This window comes from Leadbetterella sp. DM7 (assembly GCF_040829825.2).
GTDB lineage: Bacteria > Bacteroidota > Bacteroidia > Cytophagales > Spirosomataceae > Leadbetterella.
The window spans coordinates 167,052-184,642 of the sequence record NZ_JBFOLH020000002.1 but is presented as its reverse complement, the minus strand read 5'-3'; the positions used below and the strand labels follow the sequence as shown (position 1 = coordinate 184,642).

Here is a 17,591-nt window from a genome sequence, read left to right as displayed (position 1 = left end):
GTCGAGAACCAGCGAAGTCGAGAACCAGCGAAGTCGAGAACCAGCGAAGTCGAGAACCAGCGAAGTCGAGAACCAGCGAAGTCGAGAACCGGGAAACCGACTGCAGGAGCTGCTCAGAATGCCCTGAAGTTCGGCCTTATGTTCATGGGTGAGAACTCAGAAGGCACCGCTACCAGGATGAGCACCAGGGCAATGGTAAACCAGATGGCAATGGTTTTGTATTTTGCCGCATCGTTGGGCTGCCTTTTGGATTTGGCCGAACCGATGGTCACACATACTACTGCCAGAAGCATCATCACCGCGTGCTCCATTCCGAAGAAGCGGAGATCTTTGTTTTTCATGGAGCCGCCCACATTGCCCAGGAATTCGGCAACTAACGGACTCACAAAGTACAGGATCACTCCAATGATCAGCTGAAGATGAATGGTGCTTACCGTAAGTGTCTTAAAGAGATTGGCAATTTTGGTGTACGGCCTGTTGCCCAGCCAGCCGCTGTATGCCTGCACCAGGGAGATAAGAATAAACACTAAAAATACCCACCGCAGCAGGTTATGTGTTGCTAATAAATGAGGATACATATCGTTTATCCGGGTTTGATTCAAAGGCAAATATCGCTTGTATTTCCCAAATCCCGGTTCTCCCTCCTGTAAATTGTTCTTATTCTAAATTAGGTGCCGGCCGCCGCTTTTTACCCTTCTGTTTTCCCGGTGTAGGCTTCCAGCTGGTCAGATACTTCTTTCAGGAATAACCCGCCCAGTGAGCCGTCTACCACCCGGTGGTCATACGAATGAGAGATAATCATTTTCTGCCGTATACCGATCACATCACCCTCGGGCGTCTCAATAACCGAAGCCATTTTCCGGATAATACCGAAGGCCATGATCGCTACCTGGGGCTGTACAATGATGGGGGTGCCGGCCAGGTTTCCGAACCCGCCGATGTTCGACATGGTATAGGTTCCACCTACCAGCTCTTCCGGCTTCAGCTGGTTGTTGCGGGCCCGGTTAGCCAGGTCATTTACCCTGGCAGAGAGCTGAGCGAGAGTATATTTGTCGGCCTGGTGAATTACCGGCACAATCAGGTTGCCGTTAGGCAGGGCTACTGCCATGCCGATGTTGATGTCTTTTTTGTAAATAATTTTTTCACCGTCTACCTGTACGTTAATGGCCGGGAATTTCCGGATGGCCGCTACAATGGCCTGGATCAGGATAGGGGTGAAGGTGATATTTTCGTTGTACTTTTTCTTAAAGTCGTCTTTTACCGAACTCCGCCATTGCGAAACCCGCGTCATATCGGTTTCAATGAAAGAGGTGACATGGGGAGAAATACGCTTGGAGTCTACCATGCGCTGGGCAATCATCTTCCGCATCCGGTCCATTTCAATGACCTGGTCGCCCGCAGCTGAAGGGGTAATCTGCGGAGCAGCAGGCGCAGCTCCGGCCCGGTTCTGAATATAGCCCAGGATATCGTCTTTGGTCACCCGGTTGTTCTGTCCCGTGCCGGAGATTTTGTTCAGTTCCTCCCGGCTGATGTTTTCCTGCCGGGCAATATTCAGCACCAGCGGCGAGTAGAACCGCCCGTCAGCAGGGCTTTCCGGTGCTACGGTTTCCGCGGCTTTCCTGATCCCTGTTTCCAGCTCCTGGATTACTTTGGGCTCGGGGATCTCCACTTTGGGAGCGGCTCCTTCCACTTCAATTTCACAGATGGGCTCGCCGATTTTGGCCACGTGACCTTCCTGCACCAGGAAACGGGTGATCACCCCGCTGTGAGAGCTGCCGATCTCGGTATCAATCTTGTCTGTAGCCACTTCAATGATCATGTCGTCAACCTCTACGCGGTCGCCTTCACTGACCAGCCATTTCAGCACGGTACATTCAAAGATGCTTTCCCCCATATTGGGCATTAAAATCTCTATTTTTGCCATTTGCCTGTTAGTTGAAGCCGCAATAAATTTAAAGCCGCCTTGGTGGTATAGGTGATGTTGGTCAACCGGTCTTTGCCCAGGTTCAGTTTCCGGGTTACCGTTTCCCGCCCATTGGTGGCGGCCATCCAGATGGTACCCACCGGTTTTTCCGGTGTGCCGCCTCCGGGGCCTGCTATACCCGAGGTGGAAACCGCATAGGTAGACCCTGTTAAACGCTGAACACCTTCGGCCATTTCTATTACGGTTGGTTCACTTACGGCCCCAAAATTACTCAAAGTTTCTGATTTAACCTTTAAAATATCCAATTTTGCTGAATTGGCATAGCTGACCACGCTTCCCAGAAAGTAGTCTGAGCTGCCCGCTATCTCCGTGATCTTACGGGCAATGTTCCCCCCGGTGCAGCTTTCGGCCGTGGAGAGGGTAGCGCCCTGTTCCAGAAGCAGCTTTCCTATGGCTTCTTCGAAGGAAATGTCTTCCGTAGCGTATACATACTCCCGGATCAGGGGCAGCACTTCCTCTGTTTTTTGATCCAGTTCTGTGGTGGTATTTTCACCGAAAGCGGTGAGCCTCAGCTTAACCTCTGCTACAGAAGGCAGGTACGCCAGCTTGATATGTGACGGGAGGCTGTCTTCCCATTGTGCAATTTTCTCAGCCAGGAAAGATTCGCCGATGCCGATGGTTTTGATATAGCGATGGGTGATAGCCGGGGTTTTGAAACGCTCCCTGATGCGGGGCAGCACCTCGTGTGTCATGAGGTATTTCATCTCTGACGGAACCCCCGCCATAGAAACTATTGCCTTGTTCCGGTAGTTGAACCACATGCCCGGTGCGGTACCTGCGGCGTTGTGGAGGTATTCGCAACGGGAGGGGACGGCCGCCTGCTGCCGGTTCATTTCTGTAAAAGGCAGACCGCGGCTTTCAAAAAGGTGCCGGATATGTGCCTCGGCCCGGGTGTTGATCGCCAGCACATCTTCCGTATAGCTGCAAAGTGTTTTCTTGGTGACGTCGTCTTTGGTCGGGCCCAGTCCGCCGGTCAGCAGCACGATATCGGCACGGCTCAGTGATTCATCGAGAATGAAGATGATTTCACGGGCGGTGTCTGCCACCGAGGTGGTGCGGGTTACTTTTATCCCGAGAGCAGAGAGCTCTTCGGCCATCCATTGCGAGTTGGTGTCGGTGATCTGACCGTACAGGATCTCATCACCTATGGTTACTATTTCAGCCGTTACCGGGTTCATATGTATATCTGTTCTGACAGGTTGTTTTGTCGACTTTTGAAAATCATTTATCTGTTCCCGTTACAAAAGTCTCTATTTTTGCGTCTAATATAGCAAACAGTTAAATCATGTTAAAGAAAATTATCATTATTCCCTTTTTAGCCATGGCCCTGGTGTCGTGTGCCCAGAATGTAAACCTCGGGGGTGTTTTAGGAAGTGTTTTAAACGGTCCGTTGACAGAAGGAGAAGTAGCCAGCGGCCTGAAAGAAGCCCTGGTAGTAGGCATAACCAACGGGGCCACACAGGCTTCTGCCGTTGACGGATTCCTGGGCAACTCGCTCATCCGGATTCCTTTTCCGCCGGAAGTACAGAAAGTAGAAAGCACCTTGCGGAATATCGGTCTGGGCGGGGAAGTGGATAAATTTGTAACCGCCCTGAACCGGGGGGCTGAGAAAGCGGCAAAAGAAGCTACCCCTATCTTTGTTTCGGCCATTAAGCAGCTGACCATCACCGATGCGTTTAATATTTTAAGAGGCGAAAAAGATGCCGCTACCCAGTTCCTGAAGCGGGTGACCACAGCCCAGCTTACCCAGGCGTTTGCCCCTCATGTACAGAAGGCCCTTGACGCCACCCAGGCCACCAAATACTATAGCGACCTGGCCAATACCTATAACAAAGTGCCGTTTGTAACAAAAATTAATCCCGATTTACAGGCTTATGCAACTCAAAAGGCAATTGACGGGTTATTTATACTGGTAGCGCAGGAGGAAGCGAAGATCAGGGAGAACCCGCTGGCCCGCACTACCGACCTGTTAAAAAGAGTATTTGGTAGTATTAACAATTAAGCATGAAGTCAGAAATCAGTTTTGAAATTCAGTTAGATAAGGATAGGGTTCCGGAGAAGATCTTTTGGGACGCCACCGAGAACCCCAATGAAGGGATTAATGAAACCAAGGCTATCTCTATCAGTGTCTGGGATCACTATCACCGCGGACTGCTGGGCATCAATCTCTGGACCAAGGAAATGCCGGTAGATGAAATGAACCATTTTGCCGTAGATATGATCGGCAACCTGGTGCAGATGCTCCGCGATTCCACGCAGGATGAAAAGATGATCGGTATCCTGGAAGATGCCGGGCGGCAGATGACCAAGCACCTGAACGAACAGGCAAAGCAGGAGCAGAGCGGTACTCCTGCCCCGGAAGACGGCCTCGCCGCTTTGCTGGAGCAAACCAAAAAGAAAATGCAGAAGGGCTGAAACAGGCCCGGATAACCGTGCAAAATAAGAACTGCCCGGAGAGCCGGCACATGTGTGCGCTTTCCGGGCAGCTTTTTTATTTCTGCAGTATTTTTCCTGATTTCTTTTCTTTCAGAAGGGTTACCCGGTCACCGTTGGGCAAGGTTTCTTCTTTGATCAGCCAGTGATCCTGGTCGTATTCTTTGTACACAGAGGGTTTTTGAATGCCTGTCTGTCCCCGCCAGAGCGGCAGCTTCACGGGTTCCCATTGTTTGGTTTCAGACGACCTGTAGGCTGCGTCAATCACCGCGTTGACCACGTAGCCGTCATAGAAGGTTTCCTGTGGCTGCTCTCCTTTCTCCCAGGCGCTCAGCATATCCGTGAACATGTTGGTGTAGCCCAGCTCATGGGCTTCATCGCCTACAGGAAACTGCCAGCCGGAGGCCGACTCCGCCTTTTCCACCACGTAACCGTTGCCTTCTCCGCTGGTGAACATTTCAAAGCCGGTACGCAGCCACGAGTTGATCCAGATGGTGCCCTCGGTGCCCATCACCTCGTCACGCAGGTCCATGCCGCCCCGGAAGGTCCAGGAGACTTCGAATTGACCGATGGCCCCGTTCTCGTATTTTACCAGGCCAATCGCATGATCTTCGGCTTCAATGGGCTTGACCTGGGTGTCGGCCCAGCACATTACTTCTACCGGCAGGATGTCTTTTCCTATGAAGTTCCTGGAGATCTCCACGCAGTGGCAGCCCATGTCGAGCATGGCTCCGCCACCGGCCAGGTCCATATCCCAGAACCATTCGGCGTGCGGACCGGGGTGGGTTTCTCTTGATTTGGCCCAAAGCACCCGCCCGACAGCCCCGTTCTGAACCGACTTTAATGATTTCAGGAATTTGGGCGTGTAGCACAGGTCTTCGAGATAGCCGGCAAAAATCCCGGCTTCTTCTACCGCCCTGAGCATCCGCAGGGCTTCATCGGCGTTCCTGCCCAGCGGCTTGGTGCACAGCACGGCCTTTTTGTGTTTCACGCAGAGGTTCACGGCTTCTTCATGCTGGAAATTGGGCAGGCCGATCACCACGATCTCCGATTCCGGATGCGCAACGGCTTCCTCCATATCGGTGAAATGATGTGGCACCTGATAATCACGAGCGAAACGCTCAGCGCTGGTTTTGCTGCGGGAGTACACTGCCGTCAGGCGGTCAGCCGTTCGTTTGCCGGTTAGCGAGTCGGCATAAAACCGGCCGATAAAACCTCCTCCCAGGATACATATCTTTGCCATAAGCGGTTTATTTTAAAGCCTGATCATTTTCTTTTTTCAGGAAACCCGAAGCATCCAGCCGTGCTGACGAGTCCCATGCCAGGAGGGCTTCGTCAGGTACGGTTTCCAGCGGCAGGGTGCTGTTACCCGAAGGTTCATTGTACGGCAGGTTAGCTGCCCGGTTATAGCAGGAAATAACAGACCAGCGGGCATGGTCTGAGGTGTTGGCTTCCGAACGGTGAATGAGGTTGCTGTGAAAAAAGAGGGCATCGCCGGCCTGCAGTTCCACATACACGTGCTCAAGGGTTTTTAATGCGAGGTCTACATAGTGCTGGGAGGCCCCGACCTGCTCACCGGCGAAACCGTGCTCTATGCGCCCCATTTTGTGCGAGCCCCTGATCACCTGGAGGCAACCGTTGGCCCGGTTGGCGTCGGTAACGGCTACCATCACCGAGATCATCTGGTCAGGAAAAAGAAACTCATTTTTGTACCAGTAGCCGTAGTCCTGGTGCCATTCCCATGCGCCGCCTACTTTAGGCTCTTTTTGCATCAGCTTGGAATGAAAGTGACACACGGCCGAGTCCCCGTCCATCAGCTTACCGGCATTGTTGACCATTCGCCCGCTCCTGGTCAGCAGGCCGTAAGCGTCATTGCCGGGTTTGTACCAGAGCGTCAGCCGGGTTTTTTTACCGGTGGTGTCGTTCAGGTCAATAGCATGGGTATTGACGGCATCGTCTCCCACCGCTATTTTGTAGAGCTTGTCTACTTCTGTACGGCTTAAAAAATTCCGTACAATCAGGTAGCCGTCCTGCCGGTAGGCTTCCACTTCTGTTTCCGTAAGCAGGTAGTTTTTCATTTTAACCGTATTTATCTGTACACCGGGAATTGCCCCGCAATTGTCTTATTTTTTGATCACCAGCCTGCCCGAATACATTTTTCCTTCGTGCATGACCGATATGTTATACACCCCGTCGTCAAGATCCTGCAGGTTCAGCCGGGCTTTTTCCATATCCCTGCGGATCACCCTTCCCCAATTGTCGGTGACCGTGACCTTTTCGGTATCCGGAAGCAGCCGGCCGTTGAGGGCGATCGAGAGCTCACGGGAGGAAGCCAGCGGATTGGGGTAGGCAAGGATCTGCAGGTTTTCAGGCGCATTGGCCATGACAATGTAATCGCGGTAGGCAATGGCCCGGGCCCTGGTATAGCTGGGAATACCGTAGCCGTATTCATTGTCGGGTGTAAGGTAACGGTCAGCCGACCGGATCAGGATATCCCGCAGCTGCAGGGCCGTGAGGGTAGGGAACTGTTGCCGCAGCCCGGCCATAAAACCGGCTATCAGCGGTCCGGAATACGAGGTTCCGTTACCGGTGTATACCGATGAGCCGGAATTGCTCAGGGCTGTAGCCTGGCCCATGGCGCTCACGTCGGGTTTTATCCGGCCGTCAGCCGAGGGCCCGAAAGAGCTGAAAGCGGCTTTTTGCCGGCCGGCGTTTACCGCTCCTACCGCTATAACGTATTCGGCATCGGCCGGTGTACAGATGTATCTCCATTTGTCGTTGCCTTCATTTCCTGCCGAATTTACCACAATCATTCCCGTACGGGTGGCATAGTCTGCTCCCCGGGCAATGATAGTGGTTTTACCGTCCATTTGCTGATAGGTATAGTTCTGGGTGGTATCTATAAATTCATAATAGCCCAGGGAAGTATTGATCACGTCAGCGCCGAGGCTGTCGGCGTGTTCTGCTGCCAGCACCCAATACACTTCTTCTATTTTGGATTCGTTGTATTCCAGGGCATCTTCGGTAACATAGAGGGCCACATCTGCTTCGGGGGCGGTTCCGGAGAGCTTTCCGGGAATAGAACCGGCAATGATGCTCAGTACATTGGTGCCGTGTGCGTTGTCGCGGTAAACGTCAGGGGTATCGTATACATAATTGTAGGTATGTTTGATTTTATTGCTGCTCCGGAGGTGAGCAAATGCATCTGCGGTGTTAACTCCCGGGAAACCGGCGTCCATGACGGCCACCAGCACCCCTCTTCCGCGGTACCCGCTGGTATGCATGGTGTCAGCGCCCAGCATCCTGATCTGGGTGGCAGAGCTGCCGTAATCTACCGGTGGGGGCAGGTCGAATTTGGAACGGAGGCGGGCATATTTCCCGAGCGAAATGTCACCCCGGATGTCTGCATTGCCCTCAATACCCTTCACAAAGGGCAGGGCTTTCAGGGTATTCGTGCGGGCGGTGTCGCCTTCTACCAGCACGGCATTCAGCCATTTCGATTTCCCGATCACCCGGAAGCCGGCCTTACGGATCTCTGTAAGGTAAGTGGCAGAAACCGGGAGGTCTTTGCCGGTAACGACAATATGCTGACTGGTTCTCCTGATGAGAGAACGTTCGGATAAGAAAGTCTCAGGAGCAAGGTTTTCAGAACCTGCTTTGTCTTTTAAGTAAACAAAATACTTTGCCTGGCCCTGAACAAGCAAGGGCATAAGCAGTAAGCAGGAAAAAAAATTACGCATGATACAGAATAACCTATATCAAATATACGTAAAGTCAGGTAGAACACAATACAGCTTAAAGTAAATCTTCAGGGAATACGCTTAGAAATTAAGGTTGAAAATTCCGATAAGTACCAAAGCTGAAAGCACGATGATGTTTAAAATTTTGAACCAGCGATATTCTACAATGGAGGTGCTGGCTTTCGCCTTGTGATAATTTAATTGCACATTTTTCATTTTTTTATAAGGGTTAAGTAAGGAAAAACCGGGGCACTTTCGGTTATGATTTTTTTGATATGAACTTGTAGTTCCTTTAGAAAAAGCACCGGAAATTTCAATTCGGCAATAATATTAAAGAATCTACAATTTATTTACAAGAGATAAGGCTAATTTTGTGCCAATTTGTGAGAATTAATGAATAAAACGGTAAAAATAGCTATCCAGAAGTCGGGAAGACTCAGTGAAGATTCGCTGAATCTCTTTAAGGAATGCGGGATCAAGGTGGAAATCGGGAAAGGCCGGCTGAGGTCGGTTTCGTCTAATTTCCCGGCTGAATTCCTTTTCCTGCGCGACGACGACATCCCGGGCTATGTGGAAGACGGAGTGGCTGACCTGGGGATAGTGGGGGAGAACGTCCTGGTAGAATCGGGTAAAAAAGTTGATGTGGTAAAGGCGCTGGGTTTTTCAAAATGCCGGCTTTCTATTGCCGTTTCAAGAGAACGCGATTTTGTACTTCCCGAAGATCTGAACGGGAAGAGCATCGCCACGTCTTATCCCCGTATCCTGGGCGATTACCTGGATAAGCATGGTATTACGGCCCATATCCATGAGATCAGCGGCTCAGTGGAGATTGCCCCTTCTATCGGGCTGGCCGATGCCATCTGTGATATTGTGAGCTCGGGCAGCACCCTGCTCAGCAACGGCTTGAAAGAGCTGGAAAGCATTTTCCGCTCCGAGGCTGTGCTGATCGCCAATCCCGGCCTGGACCCCGATAAGCAGACCATCCTGGATAAGCTCCTGTTCCGGATAGCTTCGGTTCAGACCGCCAAAGATCATAAATATGTATTGCTGAATGCGCCAAACGATAAGCTGGACGCCATTACGGCCATTTTATCCGGCATGAAAAGCCCCACCGTGATGCCCCTGGCCATAGAAGGCTGGAGCTCGGTGCATTCGGTGCTGAAAGAAAGTGATTTCTGGGAGAAAATCGAGTCGCTGAAAGATGCCGGGGCGCAGGGTATCCTGGTTATTCCAATTGAAAAAATGGTATTGTAAGATGCAGGTATACAAATATCCGTCTCCGCAGGAGGCTGCTGAAATTATCAGGCGGCCGGTTTTAGACCTGGGTGAAATAGAAAGCCGGGTGAGGCCCGTCCTGGAAGAGGTGAAGCACCGGGGTGATTTTGCTTTAAAGAAATTTGCCCTGGATTTTGACAATATGCTGATCGATGATTTTGAGGTTTCTGAACAGGAGCTTTTAACTGCCGCTGACAGCCTGGATCCTGAACTGAAAGAGGCCATAGACCTGGCGTACGATAACATTTACAGGTTTCATCAGTCGCAAATGCGGGCAGAAGACAGGGTAGAAACGATGCCGGGAGTTACCTGCTGGCGGAAGCCGGTGGGGATTGAGAAAGTAGGTATTTATATTCCGGGTGGAACCGCCCCGCTTTTTTCCACGGTGCTGATGCTGGGCATCCCGGCCTCTATTGCCGGGTGTAAGGAAATTGTGCTTTGCTCGCCCGGGAATCATCCGGCCATTTATTATTGTGCTTTAAAATGCAATGTGACCCGGGTTTTCAGAATAGGCGGCGCCCAGGCCATAGCGGCTATGGCTTACGGAACGGAAAGCGTACCGAAGGTCCATAAGATATTCGGCCCCGGAAACCAGTATGTAACGGCGGCGAAGCAGCTCGTAACCCAGTCGGGAGTAGCGATAGATATGCCGGCAGGCCCTTCAGAAGTAGCTGTTCTGGCCGATGAAACGGCTCATCCGGCTTTTGTGGCGGCTGACCTGCTCTCCCAGGCAGAGCACGGGAAAGACAGCCAGGTATTGCTGGTTTCTACTTCCGGAAAACTGATAGACGAAACCCTTACTGAGGTACAGCGACAGCTGGATCTGCTGCCCCGGAAGGATATGGCGGAGGGTGCCCTGGAAAACTCAAGAGCGGTGCTGGTAGAAAATACAGACCAGGCCATGCAGCTGCTGAACAGCTATGCTCCCGAGCACCTGATCCTGGCCGTGAAAAACCCGGAGGAGGCAGGAGAAAAGGTGCTGAATGCCGGGTCGGTATTTTTAGGACATTATACCCCCGAGTCTTGCGGCGATTATGCTTCGGGTACCAACCACACGCTGCCTACCAACGGTTATGCAAGAGCCTACAGCGGGGTATCGGTTGACAGCTTTGTGAAGAAAATCACCTACCAGCAGATTACGCACGATGGACTGAGAGGGATAGGCCAGACTGTAATGAAGATGGCCGAAGCCGAGCAGCTGGATGCTCATAAGAATGCGGTGGAAGTGCGGTTAAAGTGAGGTTTTTTCGACTTTTTCAGTGTCCTGGCGACCTATAATACTCATGATTTCCACGGTGGTTTCAACTATCCGATAATATATACTATCTACACCGCAAACGCACCGTCGATATCCCGGCTGGATGTAATCTACAGGTTGGAACAGGTAAGGTTGCTTAGCGATAATTTCAAACTGCCCGAAAAATGCATAGAAATACTTATCCGCCTGTGCCACTCCAAATTTTAGCACACCGAACTGATGAATCCGGATAAGGTCTTCTTTGGCAGTTTCACTGAGCCTATAGCTTGCCATGGATTCGTAACGATTCCTTAGATTGAACCAGTATTTCCTCAGGACTCATGGTTGTAAAACCACCCAGTTCGGCTTTTTTTAGTTTTTCTCTTATCCACTCAGTCTCCCTTGCCCTCCGTATCAAATCATTGACCAGCTCACTTTTATTTGTATATTCCTTATTTTCAACCTGCATTTTGAGCCACTCATCATTGGGTTTGGTAAGTGTAATACTTTGCCTCGTCATTTTTTTTTACTTCTTTTGGTGTAAAAATACACCAGAAATGCACCAGGGGCAAGTATTTCTTTAAAAATTGTGTTGAGATCTCTTTAAACAACTGTAGTGGAACAGCGATCAGGGGAATATCTGTAGCTTTTCCTCAAATTCTCTATTTGTAGTAGTGGTATCATATCCTCCCACCCTTTCAGATTTATGTTTACGGATGCCTGTATATTCCAGGCTTGCGTTTTCATAACGTTTGAATTTAAAAACGGCATCGTTCATTTTGTTCGAGTTGAACCTAAACACTAGCCTGAGAGAGACTTTGATGAGACTTTCGTATTGCCTACCATAAAATCTGTCGCCAAAATACTCTACACCCTCTCTATGATAATAGCGCTGGCGCCACCGCCACCGTTACAGATAGCGGCCATGCCTCTGCGGCTGTTCCGGCTTTGAAGCACATTCAGCAGGGTAACGATGATCCGTGCTCCTGAGGCCCCCAGGGGATGGCCGAGTGCTACGGCGCCGCCGCAAACATTTATTTTTTCTGCCGGGATACCCAATTGTGCAGCAAAGGCCATGGGCACGGCGGCAAAGGCTTCGTTCACTTCAAAATAGTCGATATCACCGGTTGTCAGCCCGGCTCTTTCCAGAGCTTTGCCGGCGGCCAGCACCGGGGCAGTGGTGAACCATTCCGGGGCCTGGGCGGCATCGGCAAAGCTCACGATTCTTGCCAGGGGGGTAAAGCCGCGGGCTTCCATTACTTCGCGGGAAACCAGGAGCAAAGCCGCTGCCCCGTCGTTAATGGTAGACGCATTGGCGGCTGTTACGGTGCCTTCTTTGGTGAAGACGGGTTTTAAAGCGGGTATTTTCTCAAAGTTTACGCGCTTGTATTCTTCGTCTTCCGATACCCGGGTGACGTTTCCTTTTTTGTCTTTGATCTCTACCGGCAGGATTTCTTTCTGAAAGAAGCCGTTTGCCGTATTTTCAGCAGCGAGCGTGTAGGAGTTTATGGCAAAGGCATCCTGTGCTTCGCGGGTTAAGCCGAACTTTTCAGCCGTAGCATCGGCAAAGCATCCCATGGCTTTTTGCTGGTAAACATCGGTGAGGCCGTCTTTGGCGAGCCCGTCAATGAGCGTGCCGTTGCCGTACCCGTAACCGTAGCGTGCTTTTTCCAGGTAGAAGGGAATCTGTGACATGTTTTCCATACCACCGGCTACCACGGCTCCGTTATCTCCGGTAGCAATGCTGGTGGCGGCCAGCATCACCGATTTCATGCCGGAAGCACATACTTTATTGATCAGTGTGGCAGGAACCGATGAAGGCAGGCCTGCACCCAATACGACCTGGGTAGCCGGCGCCTGACCCAGGTTAGCCTGCACTACCGAACCGAAATAAAGCTCATCTACGGCAGAAGGGTCAAAACCCACGCTTTCAAGGGTACCTTTTACGGCCAGGGCGCCCAGTTCAGTAGCCGGTATGCCGGCAAATACCCCGCCGAAACTCCCGATAGGAGTTCTTTTGGCGGCCACGATAAATACGTCTTTCATACTATAATAGTTCCGAGTGCAAAAGTTCCGGGTAGAGCGTTCCGGACAATATCCGGGCCAGCGGGCAGTCGCTGATTACTCAAAACCACAGTAATAAAGCAAAGATACGCAATCTTTACAAATTTGCCCGTGAAATGGCCTGCTCGGCCAGCTGCAGCAATTGTTCGGGATTTTTGAAACCGACGGCATGGTTGACTACCCGTTCGGTGCGCGGATCAATGAACAACAGGGTAGGGTAAACCTGCACTGCATATTTCCTGCTCAGGCTTACTCCCTCGCCTTTCTCCATGTCAAATTTGACATTGATGAAATTCCGGTTATAATATTCGCCCAATGCCTTATCAGGGAAAACCTGATTCTGCAATTTTAAACACGGACTGCACCATGTGGTATAGGCATCAAAGAAGATGAGCTTGTTTTCTTCTTTGGCTCTTTTGACCACATCTTTCCACCTGGGTGACTCAAAATCAATTCCTCCTGACTGCGCATGCACAAGCTGCCACCCCATTAACAGGATCAGAAAACCAAGTTTTTTCATTCTAAATGTATCAGCGGGTTCTTCTTCCCGGTTTATAGTATAACGTCAGAGCGGGGTTAATCGTATCCTTCGTCGTCATCATTGCGTTTGCCTCCTCCTATCTGCATGGTATCCAGGTCGGTGTAGCCTCCTGTAGAATCTTCTTCTTCCTCATCATCTTCCGAAATAGCAGCTTCGGTATCGAGGACATTCTTTTTGGCTTTCAGATGGGGCATACGAAGGAGATAAAATTTGTCTTCAGTCTCGTAAGGAAGGGCCTGCGCGTATTTACCGTCTCTGTCGGTAAACAAAATCAGGCTGGTTTCATACCCGTCAGGATATTGTTCCAGAATTTGTTCCTGAAGATGCTCTTCTAATTTCAGGAAGTCTTTGATGACTTTTGGCTTATTCATTTCTTAATACAATAGTATTATGCGTAGTGAAAACTATAATGTTTAAAGCGATCCGTTTATATATCGTGCTAACAGTAAAAATATTTTTTTAGTTTTACTTTTTATTTATTTTCTTTCCGAAATATTATTAAAATTTACGTACAAAAAAACACGAATGAAACCGGTATATAAAGCACACCCCTGGCATGGGATATCCATAGGATCAGAGGCTCCTGAGAAAGTGACCACTTTTATTGAAATTGTCCCTTCGGATACCATTAAATACGAAATTGATAAAGATTCGGGCTATTTAAAAATAGACCGGCCACAGAAATATTCGAATATCATTCCTGCGTTATACGGGTTTATTCCCCAGACATATTGCGGTGACCGGGTGGCCGAGATAGCCCGGGGCAACGGAGCGGCAGTGGTGGAAGGCGACGGCGACCCCCTGGATATCTGCGTGCTTTCAAGTCATAACATTACCAGCGGGAATATCATTCTGCAGTCGCGCCCTATCGGCGGCTTTTGCCTGCTGGATAAGGGGGAAGCCGATGACAAGATCATTTCGGTGCTGGTGGGCGACCAGATCTATGGTCAGTACAACGACCTCTCTGAGCTTCCCAAAGCGGTGGTAGAACGTTTAAAACATTATTTCCTGACCTATAAGAATCTTCCGGATGAGCCCCAGACCTGCTCTATTGCTTATGAGTACGGTAAGGAACACGCGCACCGGGTGATCCGGAATTCGATGGAAGATTACCGCGACCTGATCTTCAAGCCGTTTTAAAGAAAGGGTCTTAAAAATCACCAACTGCTGCGTTGTTTTCGGAATTAGGTCTCAGTCACATACCGTTAGTATGCTCCTTCGGCCTCATCCTCAACGCCTTGCATTTGGAGGTTTTTAAGACCTTTCCGACACATCCGGGCATAAGAAGCCCTTTCGTCAAGGCTTCAGCCGGCCGTCAAAACTCATTTTCCGGCTTGAAGCCACTTTGATTTTTTTTGCATCCGGGTGATACGGATTGATCAGGTAGTTAGACTCCGGAGGCACAATGCTACTGGGTACCTTCAGAACGGCCGCTTTTCCCTCCATTACAAAATGATCGCCGATATGCTGAGTAGCCGTAACCGGTGGTTTGGCATTCCAGTTTTCGGGCAGGTCTTTAAGCGTCAGTTCCCGGATAACCACATCATCCGGAATTTCAATCTCTACGTAGTAACGGTCGTCCGGTAAATCTTCACTCAGGTCAAGATGTACGGAAACTTCCAGGGTAGCCAGCGCCCTTGACTCTGCCGTGTAGACCAGGAAGGTGTTTTTACTGTTCCAGCGGAAGCCCCCGCTCTGGGCTGCGCCGATCCCTTTCAGGGTATGGGGCAGGTACTTTTCCCGCTCAATTCTGTAGACTTTCATCAGGCCAGGTTACCGTATTCCAGGCGGTTTAGGGCATTTTTAACCTCCTGTATCCCGGTAACAGAGTCTAAAAGGCTTTCAGGAGTAAGCCCTGCTAAAGAAAGATTCGGCTTTTTCAGCCAGCGTGAAAATTTAGGCTCTTCTCCGTTAAAGACTTCCAGGCCGAAATCTGTTAATTCAGACAGAAGAAGGATGAACTCACTATCGCGGCCATTAAGCAGGGAGTTTTCCCTTTTCTTTTTATTGTAAGTGGTTTGAGGAATATCCAGAAGTGCCAGCATATCTTTCACCGGGGTATTCATTTTTTTGCTGATGGCTTCAATGGCATGATAGGATACCCCACGCCTGACCAGGTTTACCCGGTCCATGCGGGTATTCCAATAGTATACCTCTGTGTCACTCACCGTTAAACGGGAGCATTCTCCGGTCTTGTTATCCGTATTGCGGCTGCTGTGCTTTGAAATATATTCTACCGGTTTGTTTGACATGGAATAGTTATTTTGCTACTAATATAAAGCATATATGTTGTAATTGCAAATAATTTTCAAAATTTCATTCTTTGTATCCGAACGGCGTTCAGGATAGCCAGCAGGGCCACGCCCACATCGGCGAAAACCGCCTCCCACATGGTGGCCAGTCCGCCGGCACCCAGGATAAGCACAATGGCCTTCACGCCAAAGGCCAGCCCGATGTTCTGCCAGACAATTTTCCGGGTAGCTTTACCGATGGCAATTGCCAGGGGAATTTTGGCGGGGTTATCGTCCTGGATAACCACATCAGCGGTTTCAATGGTGGCATCGCTGCCCAGGCCACCCATGGCGATTCCCACGTCGCTCAGGGCTACTACCGGGGCATCATTGACGCCGTCGCCCACAAAGGCCACAATCTCGTTTCCGGCTTTGATCTCTTTTACTTTGCTGACTTTGTCTTCCGGCAGGAGGTCGCCGAAGGCTTTGCCTATTCCCAGCTCTTTGGCTACGTGCTGTACTACCGTTTCTTTGTCGCCGCTCAGCAAGGTGGTTTTTACATGAGCTTCGTGCAAACGCCGGATGGCCGGCCCGGCTTCGGGCTTAATGCTGTCGGCGATGGTAAGATAACCGGCAAACCGGCCGTCATAGGCTATGGCGATCACCGTATGGACAATGCCCGACGGGTCAAGGTGATGAACAATGCCTGCTTTGTCCATGAGCTTGAAATTACCGGCCAGGAGTTCTTTCCCGTTTACGTCAGCTTTCAGGCCGTGCCCGGCCACCTCTTCGATATTCTCCAGCTTCACCGAACGGTCTGCCGGACCTGCATATTCGTGGATGGCAGTGGCTACGGGATGGGTGCTGTGACTTTCGAGCGCATTCACCCATTTCAGAAGCTCATTTTTGTCCCATCCCGGCTGGAAGATGGCTTCCTGCACCCGGAAAACACCCTCGGTCAGGGTACCGGTTTTGTCCATGACCACATGCCGGGCCTGGGCCAGTACATCCAGGTAATTGCTGCCTTTGATGAGAATTCCGTTCCGGCTGGCCGCCCCGATCCCGCCGAAGTAGCCCAGTGGAATGGAGATGACCAGCGCACAGGGGCAGGAGATAACCAGGAAAATAAGGGCCCTGTACAGCCAATCCCTGAATAGGTAATCATCTGTAAAAAGAGCGGGAAGGAGGCAGATGGCGATAGCCAGGAATACCACGATGGGCGTGTATATCTTTGCAAATTTACGGATGAACAGCTCGGTAGGCGCCTTTTGGGCGGTGGCGTTCTGCACCAGCTCCAGGATCTTGCTCAGCTTACTGTCTTTATAGGCCGTAGTAACCTGTACACGGCTGACCGTATTCAGGTTGATCATCCCCGCCAGAACCGTTTCTCCTTTTCGTTTGGTATCCGGTTTGCTCTCGCCGGTGAGGGCAGATGTATTGAAGGAAGCGGTTTCGGAGAGAAGCTGCCCGTCAAGCCCCAGCTTTTCGCCGGGCTTCAGGTGAATGATGTCGCCGATACTTACGGTTTCTGCCCTGACAGTTACAATTTCTTCTCCCTGCAGAACAGAGACCTGGTCGGGGCGCTGGTCAAGCAATGTCTTGATATTGCCTTTTGCTTTGGCCACCGCCATAGACTGGAAGGCTTCGCCTACGCTGTAAAAGAGCATAACGGCCACGCCCTCCGGGTATTCGGCAATGGCAAATGCCCCCAGGGTGGCGATGCCCATCAGGAAAAATTCGGAGAAGAAGTCGCCGCTCTGTATACTTTTAAAGGCATCTTTAATCACCGGCAGCCCCACCGGGATATAGGCAGCCCCATACCCGATGAGCCTGACGTAGCCTTTGAACCAGGTTTGCGGTATCCAGTTATCCAGGGCAATTCCTGCCAGTAGTAAGACAAAGGAAATAATGGATGGGATAAACAGCTTTAGTGTGCCGTTTTCATCATGTTCATGCCCGTGATCATGCGAATGATCATGCTCGTGTACCGGTGCGCAACAGGATTCCTCGTGCTCGTGTGCCATTAAAACTCTGATTTTTAGTCAAAGGTACGCGGCAGGAGAATGCAATGCTACTGCAAGTACTA

General features: G+C 50.6%; 19 protein-coding genes. 5 read left to right on the top strand and 14 right to left on the bottom strand.

Going from position 1 to position 17,591, the window contains the following annotated elements:
• Positions 1-113: 113 nt before the first annotated feature.
• From AB2U10_RS02685 to AB2U10_RS02675, 3 genes are all read right to left on the bottom strand, one after another.
• The gene (locus AB2U10_RS02685) at positions 114-578 is read right to left on the bottom strand and encodes a hypothetical protein (RefSeq protein ID WP_367915495.1); all 465 of its coding nucleotides are present in this window, start codon (positions 576-578) and stop codon (positions 114-116) included.
• 110 nt (positions 579-688) lie between these two features.
• Positions 689-1,924 (bottom strand): dihydrolipoamide acetyltransferase family protein, encoded by a 1,236-nt coding sequence (locus AB2U10_RS02680; protein ID WP_367915496.1) that lies wholly within the window; start codon positions 1,922-1,924, stop codon positions 689-691.
• Positions 1,912-3,162: a competence/damage-inducible protein A gene (locus AB2U10_RS02675; protein WP_367915497.1), complete on the bottom strand. Its 1,251-nt coding sequence runs from the start codon at positions 3,160-3,162 to the stop codon at positions 1,912-1,914. The genes AB2U10_RS02680 and AB2U10_RS02675 overlap by 13 nt, the downstream gene beginning before the upstream one ends.
• 107 nt (positions 3,163-3,269) lie before the next feature.
• Here AB2U10_RS02675 and AB2U10_RS02670 point away from each other — a divergent pair, with 107 nt between their 5' ends.
• Positions 3,270-3,986, top strand: coding sequence for a DUF4197 domain-containing protein (locus AB2U10_RS02670; RefSeq protein WP_367915498.1), 717 nt, complete (start codon positions 3,270-3,272; stop codon positions 3,984-3,986).
• 2 nt (positions 3,987-3,988) lie between these two features.
• Complete coding sequence (gene gldC / locus AB2U10_RS02665; protein ID WP_367915499.1) at positions 3,989-4,399, top strand: gliding motility protein GldC; 411 nt, start codon at positions 3,989-3,991, stop codon at positions 4,397-4,399.
• Positions 4,400-4,475: 76 nt separating this feature from the next.
• Here the strand turns inward: gldC and AB2U10_RS02660 are convergent, their stop codons facing one another.
• The 3 genes from AB2U10_RS02660 to AB2U10_RS02650 are packed head-to-tail and all read right to left on the bottom strand — an operon-like array spanning position 4,476 to position 8,157.
• Complete coding sequence (locus tag AB2U10_RS02660) at positions 4,476-5,660, bottom strand: Gfo/Idh/MocA family protein (RefSeq protein WP_367915500.1); 1,185 nt, start codon at positions 5,658-5,660, stop codon at positions 4,476-4,478.
• 7 nt (positions 5,661-5,667) lie between these two features.
• On the bottom strand, positions 5,668-6,495 hold the full coding sequence (locus tag AB2U10_RS02655; RefSeq protein ID WP_367915501.1) for a phytanoyl-CoA dioxygenase family protein: 828 nt from the start codon (positions 6,493-6,495) through the stop codon (positions 5,668-5,670).
• A 45-nt stretch (positions 6,496-6,540) separates the two neighbouring features.
• Positions 6,541-8,157 carry a S8 family serine peptidase gene (locus tag AB2U10_RS02650; protein ID WP_493820125.1) on the bottom strand — a complete coding sequence of 539 codons (1,617 nt, stop codon included), beginning with the start codon at positions 8,155-8,157 and terminating at the stop codon, positions 6,541-6,543.
• Positions 8,158-8,550: 393 nt separating this feature from the next.
• Between AB2U10_RS02650 and hisG the strand changes: the two genes are divergently transcribed.
• Together hisG and hisD are read left to right on the top strand one after the other, a co-directional pair.
• Complete coding sequence (gene hisG, locus AB2U10_RS02645) at positions 8,551-9,411, top strand: ATP phosphoribosyltransferase (RefSeq protein WP_367915503.1); 861 nt, start codon at positions 8,551-8,553, stop codon at positions 9,409-9,411.
• Position 9,412: 1 nt separating this feature from the next.
• The gene (gene hisD, locus AB2U10_RS02640) at positions 9,413-10,672 is read left to right on the top strand and encodes a histidinol dehydrogenase (RefSeq protein WP_367915504.1); all 1,260 of its coding nucleotides are present in this window, start codon (positions 9,413-9,415) and stop codon (positions 10,670-10,672) included.
• Here hisD and AB2U10_RS02635 read toward each other — a convergent pair.
• The 5 genes from AB2U10_RS02635 to AB2U10_RS02615 all read right to left on the bottom strand — a co-directional run bounded on the left by AB2U10_RS02635 (position 10,664) and on the right by AB2U10_RS02615 (position 13,645).
• Positions 10,664-10,963 carry a type II toxin-antitoxin system RelE/ParE family toxin gene (locus AB2U10_RS02635; protein WP_367915505.1) on the bottom strand — a complete coding sequence of 100 codons (300 nt, stop codon included), beginning with the start codon at positions 10,961-10,963 and terminating at the stop codon, positions 10,664-10,666. The genes hisD and AB2U10_RS02635 overlap by 9 nt on opposite strands.
• A complete protein-coding gene (locus tag AB2U10_RS02630; protein ID WP_367915506.1) occupies positions 10,950-11,189 on the bottom strand; it encodes a ribbon-helix-helix domain-containing protein in 240 nt (79 codons plus the stop codon). The genes AB2U10_RS02635 and AB2U10_RS02630 overlap by 14 nt, the downstream gene beginning before the upstream one ends.
• A 347-nt stretch (positions 11,190-11,536) precedes the next feature.
• Complete coding sequence (locus AB2U10_RS02625; RefSeq protein WP_367915507.1) at positions 11,537-12,715, bottom strand: thiolase family protein; 1,179 nt, start codon at positions 12,713-12,715, stop codon at positions 11,537-11,539.
• Positions 12,716-12,830: 115 nt separating this feature from the next.
• Positions 12,831-13,253 (bottom strand): thioredoxin family protein, encoded by a 423-nt coding sequence (locus AB2U10_RS02620; RefSeq protein ID WP_367915508.1) that lies wholly within the window; start codon positions 13,251-13,253, stop codon positions 12,831-12,833.
• A 56-nt stretch (positions 13,254-13,309) separates the two neighbouring features.
• On the bottom strand, positions 13,310-13,645 hold the full coding sequence (locus AB2U10_RS02615; RefSeq protein WP_367915509.1) for a hypothetical protein: 336 nt from the start codon (positions 13,643-13,645) through the stop codon (positions 13,310-13,312).
• Positions 13,646-13,799: 154 nt separating this feature from the next.
• On the opposite strand from AB2U10_RS02615, the gene AB2U10_RS02610 reads away from it, so the two are divergent.
• Complete coding sequence (locus AB2U10_RS02610) at positions 13,800-14,414, top strand: inorganic pyrophosphatase (RefSeq protein WP_367915510.1); 615 nt, start codon at positions 13,800-13,802, stop codon at positions 14,412-14,414.
• 156 nt (positions 14,415-14,570) lie between these two features.
• Here the strand turns inward: AB2U10_RS02610 and AB2U10_RS02605 are convergent, their stop codons facing one another.
• The 3 genes from AB2U10_RS02605 to AB2U10_RS02595 are packed head-to-tail and all read right to left on the bottom strand — an operon-like array spanning position 14,571 to position 17,529.
• On the bottom strand, positions 14,571-15,038 hold the full coding sequence (locus AB2U10_RS02605) for an RES family NAD+ phosphorylase (RefSeq protein ID WP_367915511.1): 468 nt from the start codon (positions 15,036-15,038) through the stop codon (positions 14,571-14,573).
• Complete coding sequence (locus AB2U10_RS02600; protein ID WP_367915512.1) at positions 15,038-15,526, bottom strand: Xre family toxin-antitoxin system antitoxin; 489 nt, start codon at positions 15,524-15,526, stop codon at positions 15,038-15,040. The genes AB2U10_RS02605 and AB2U10_RS02600 overlap by 1 nt, the downstream gene beginning before the upstream one ends.
• Before the next feature lie 56 nt (positions 15,527-15,582).
• On the bottom strand, positions 15,583-17,529 hold the full coding sequence (locus AB2U10_RS02595) for a heavy metal translocating P-type ATPase (protein ID WP_367915513.1): 1,947 nt from the start codon (positions 17,527-17,529) through the stop codon (positions 15,583-15,585).
• Positions 17,530-17,591 lie beyond the last annotated feature (62 nt).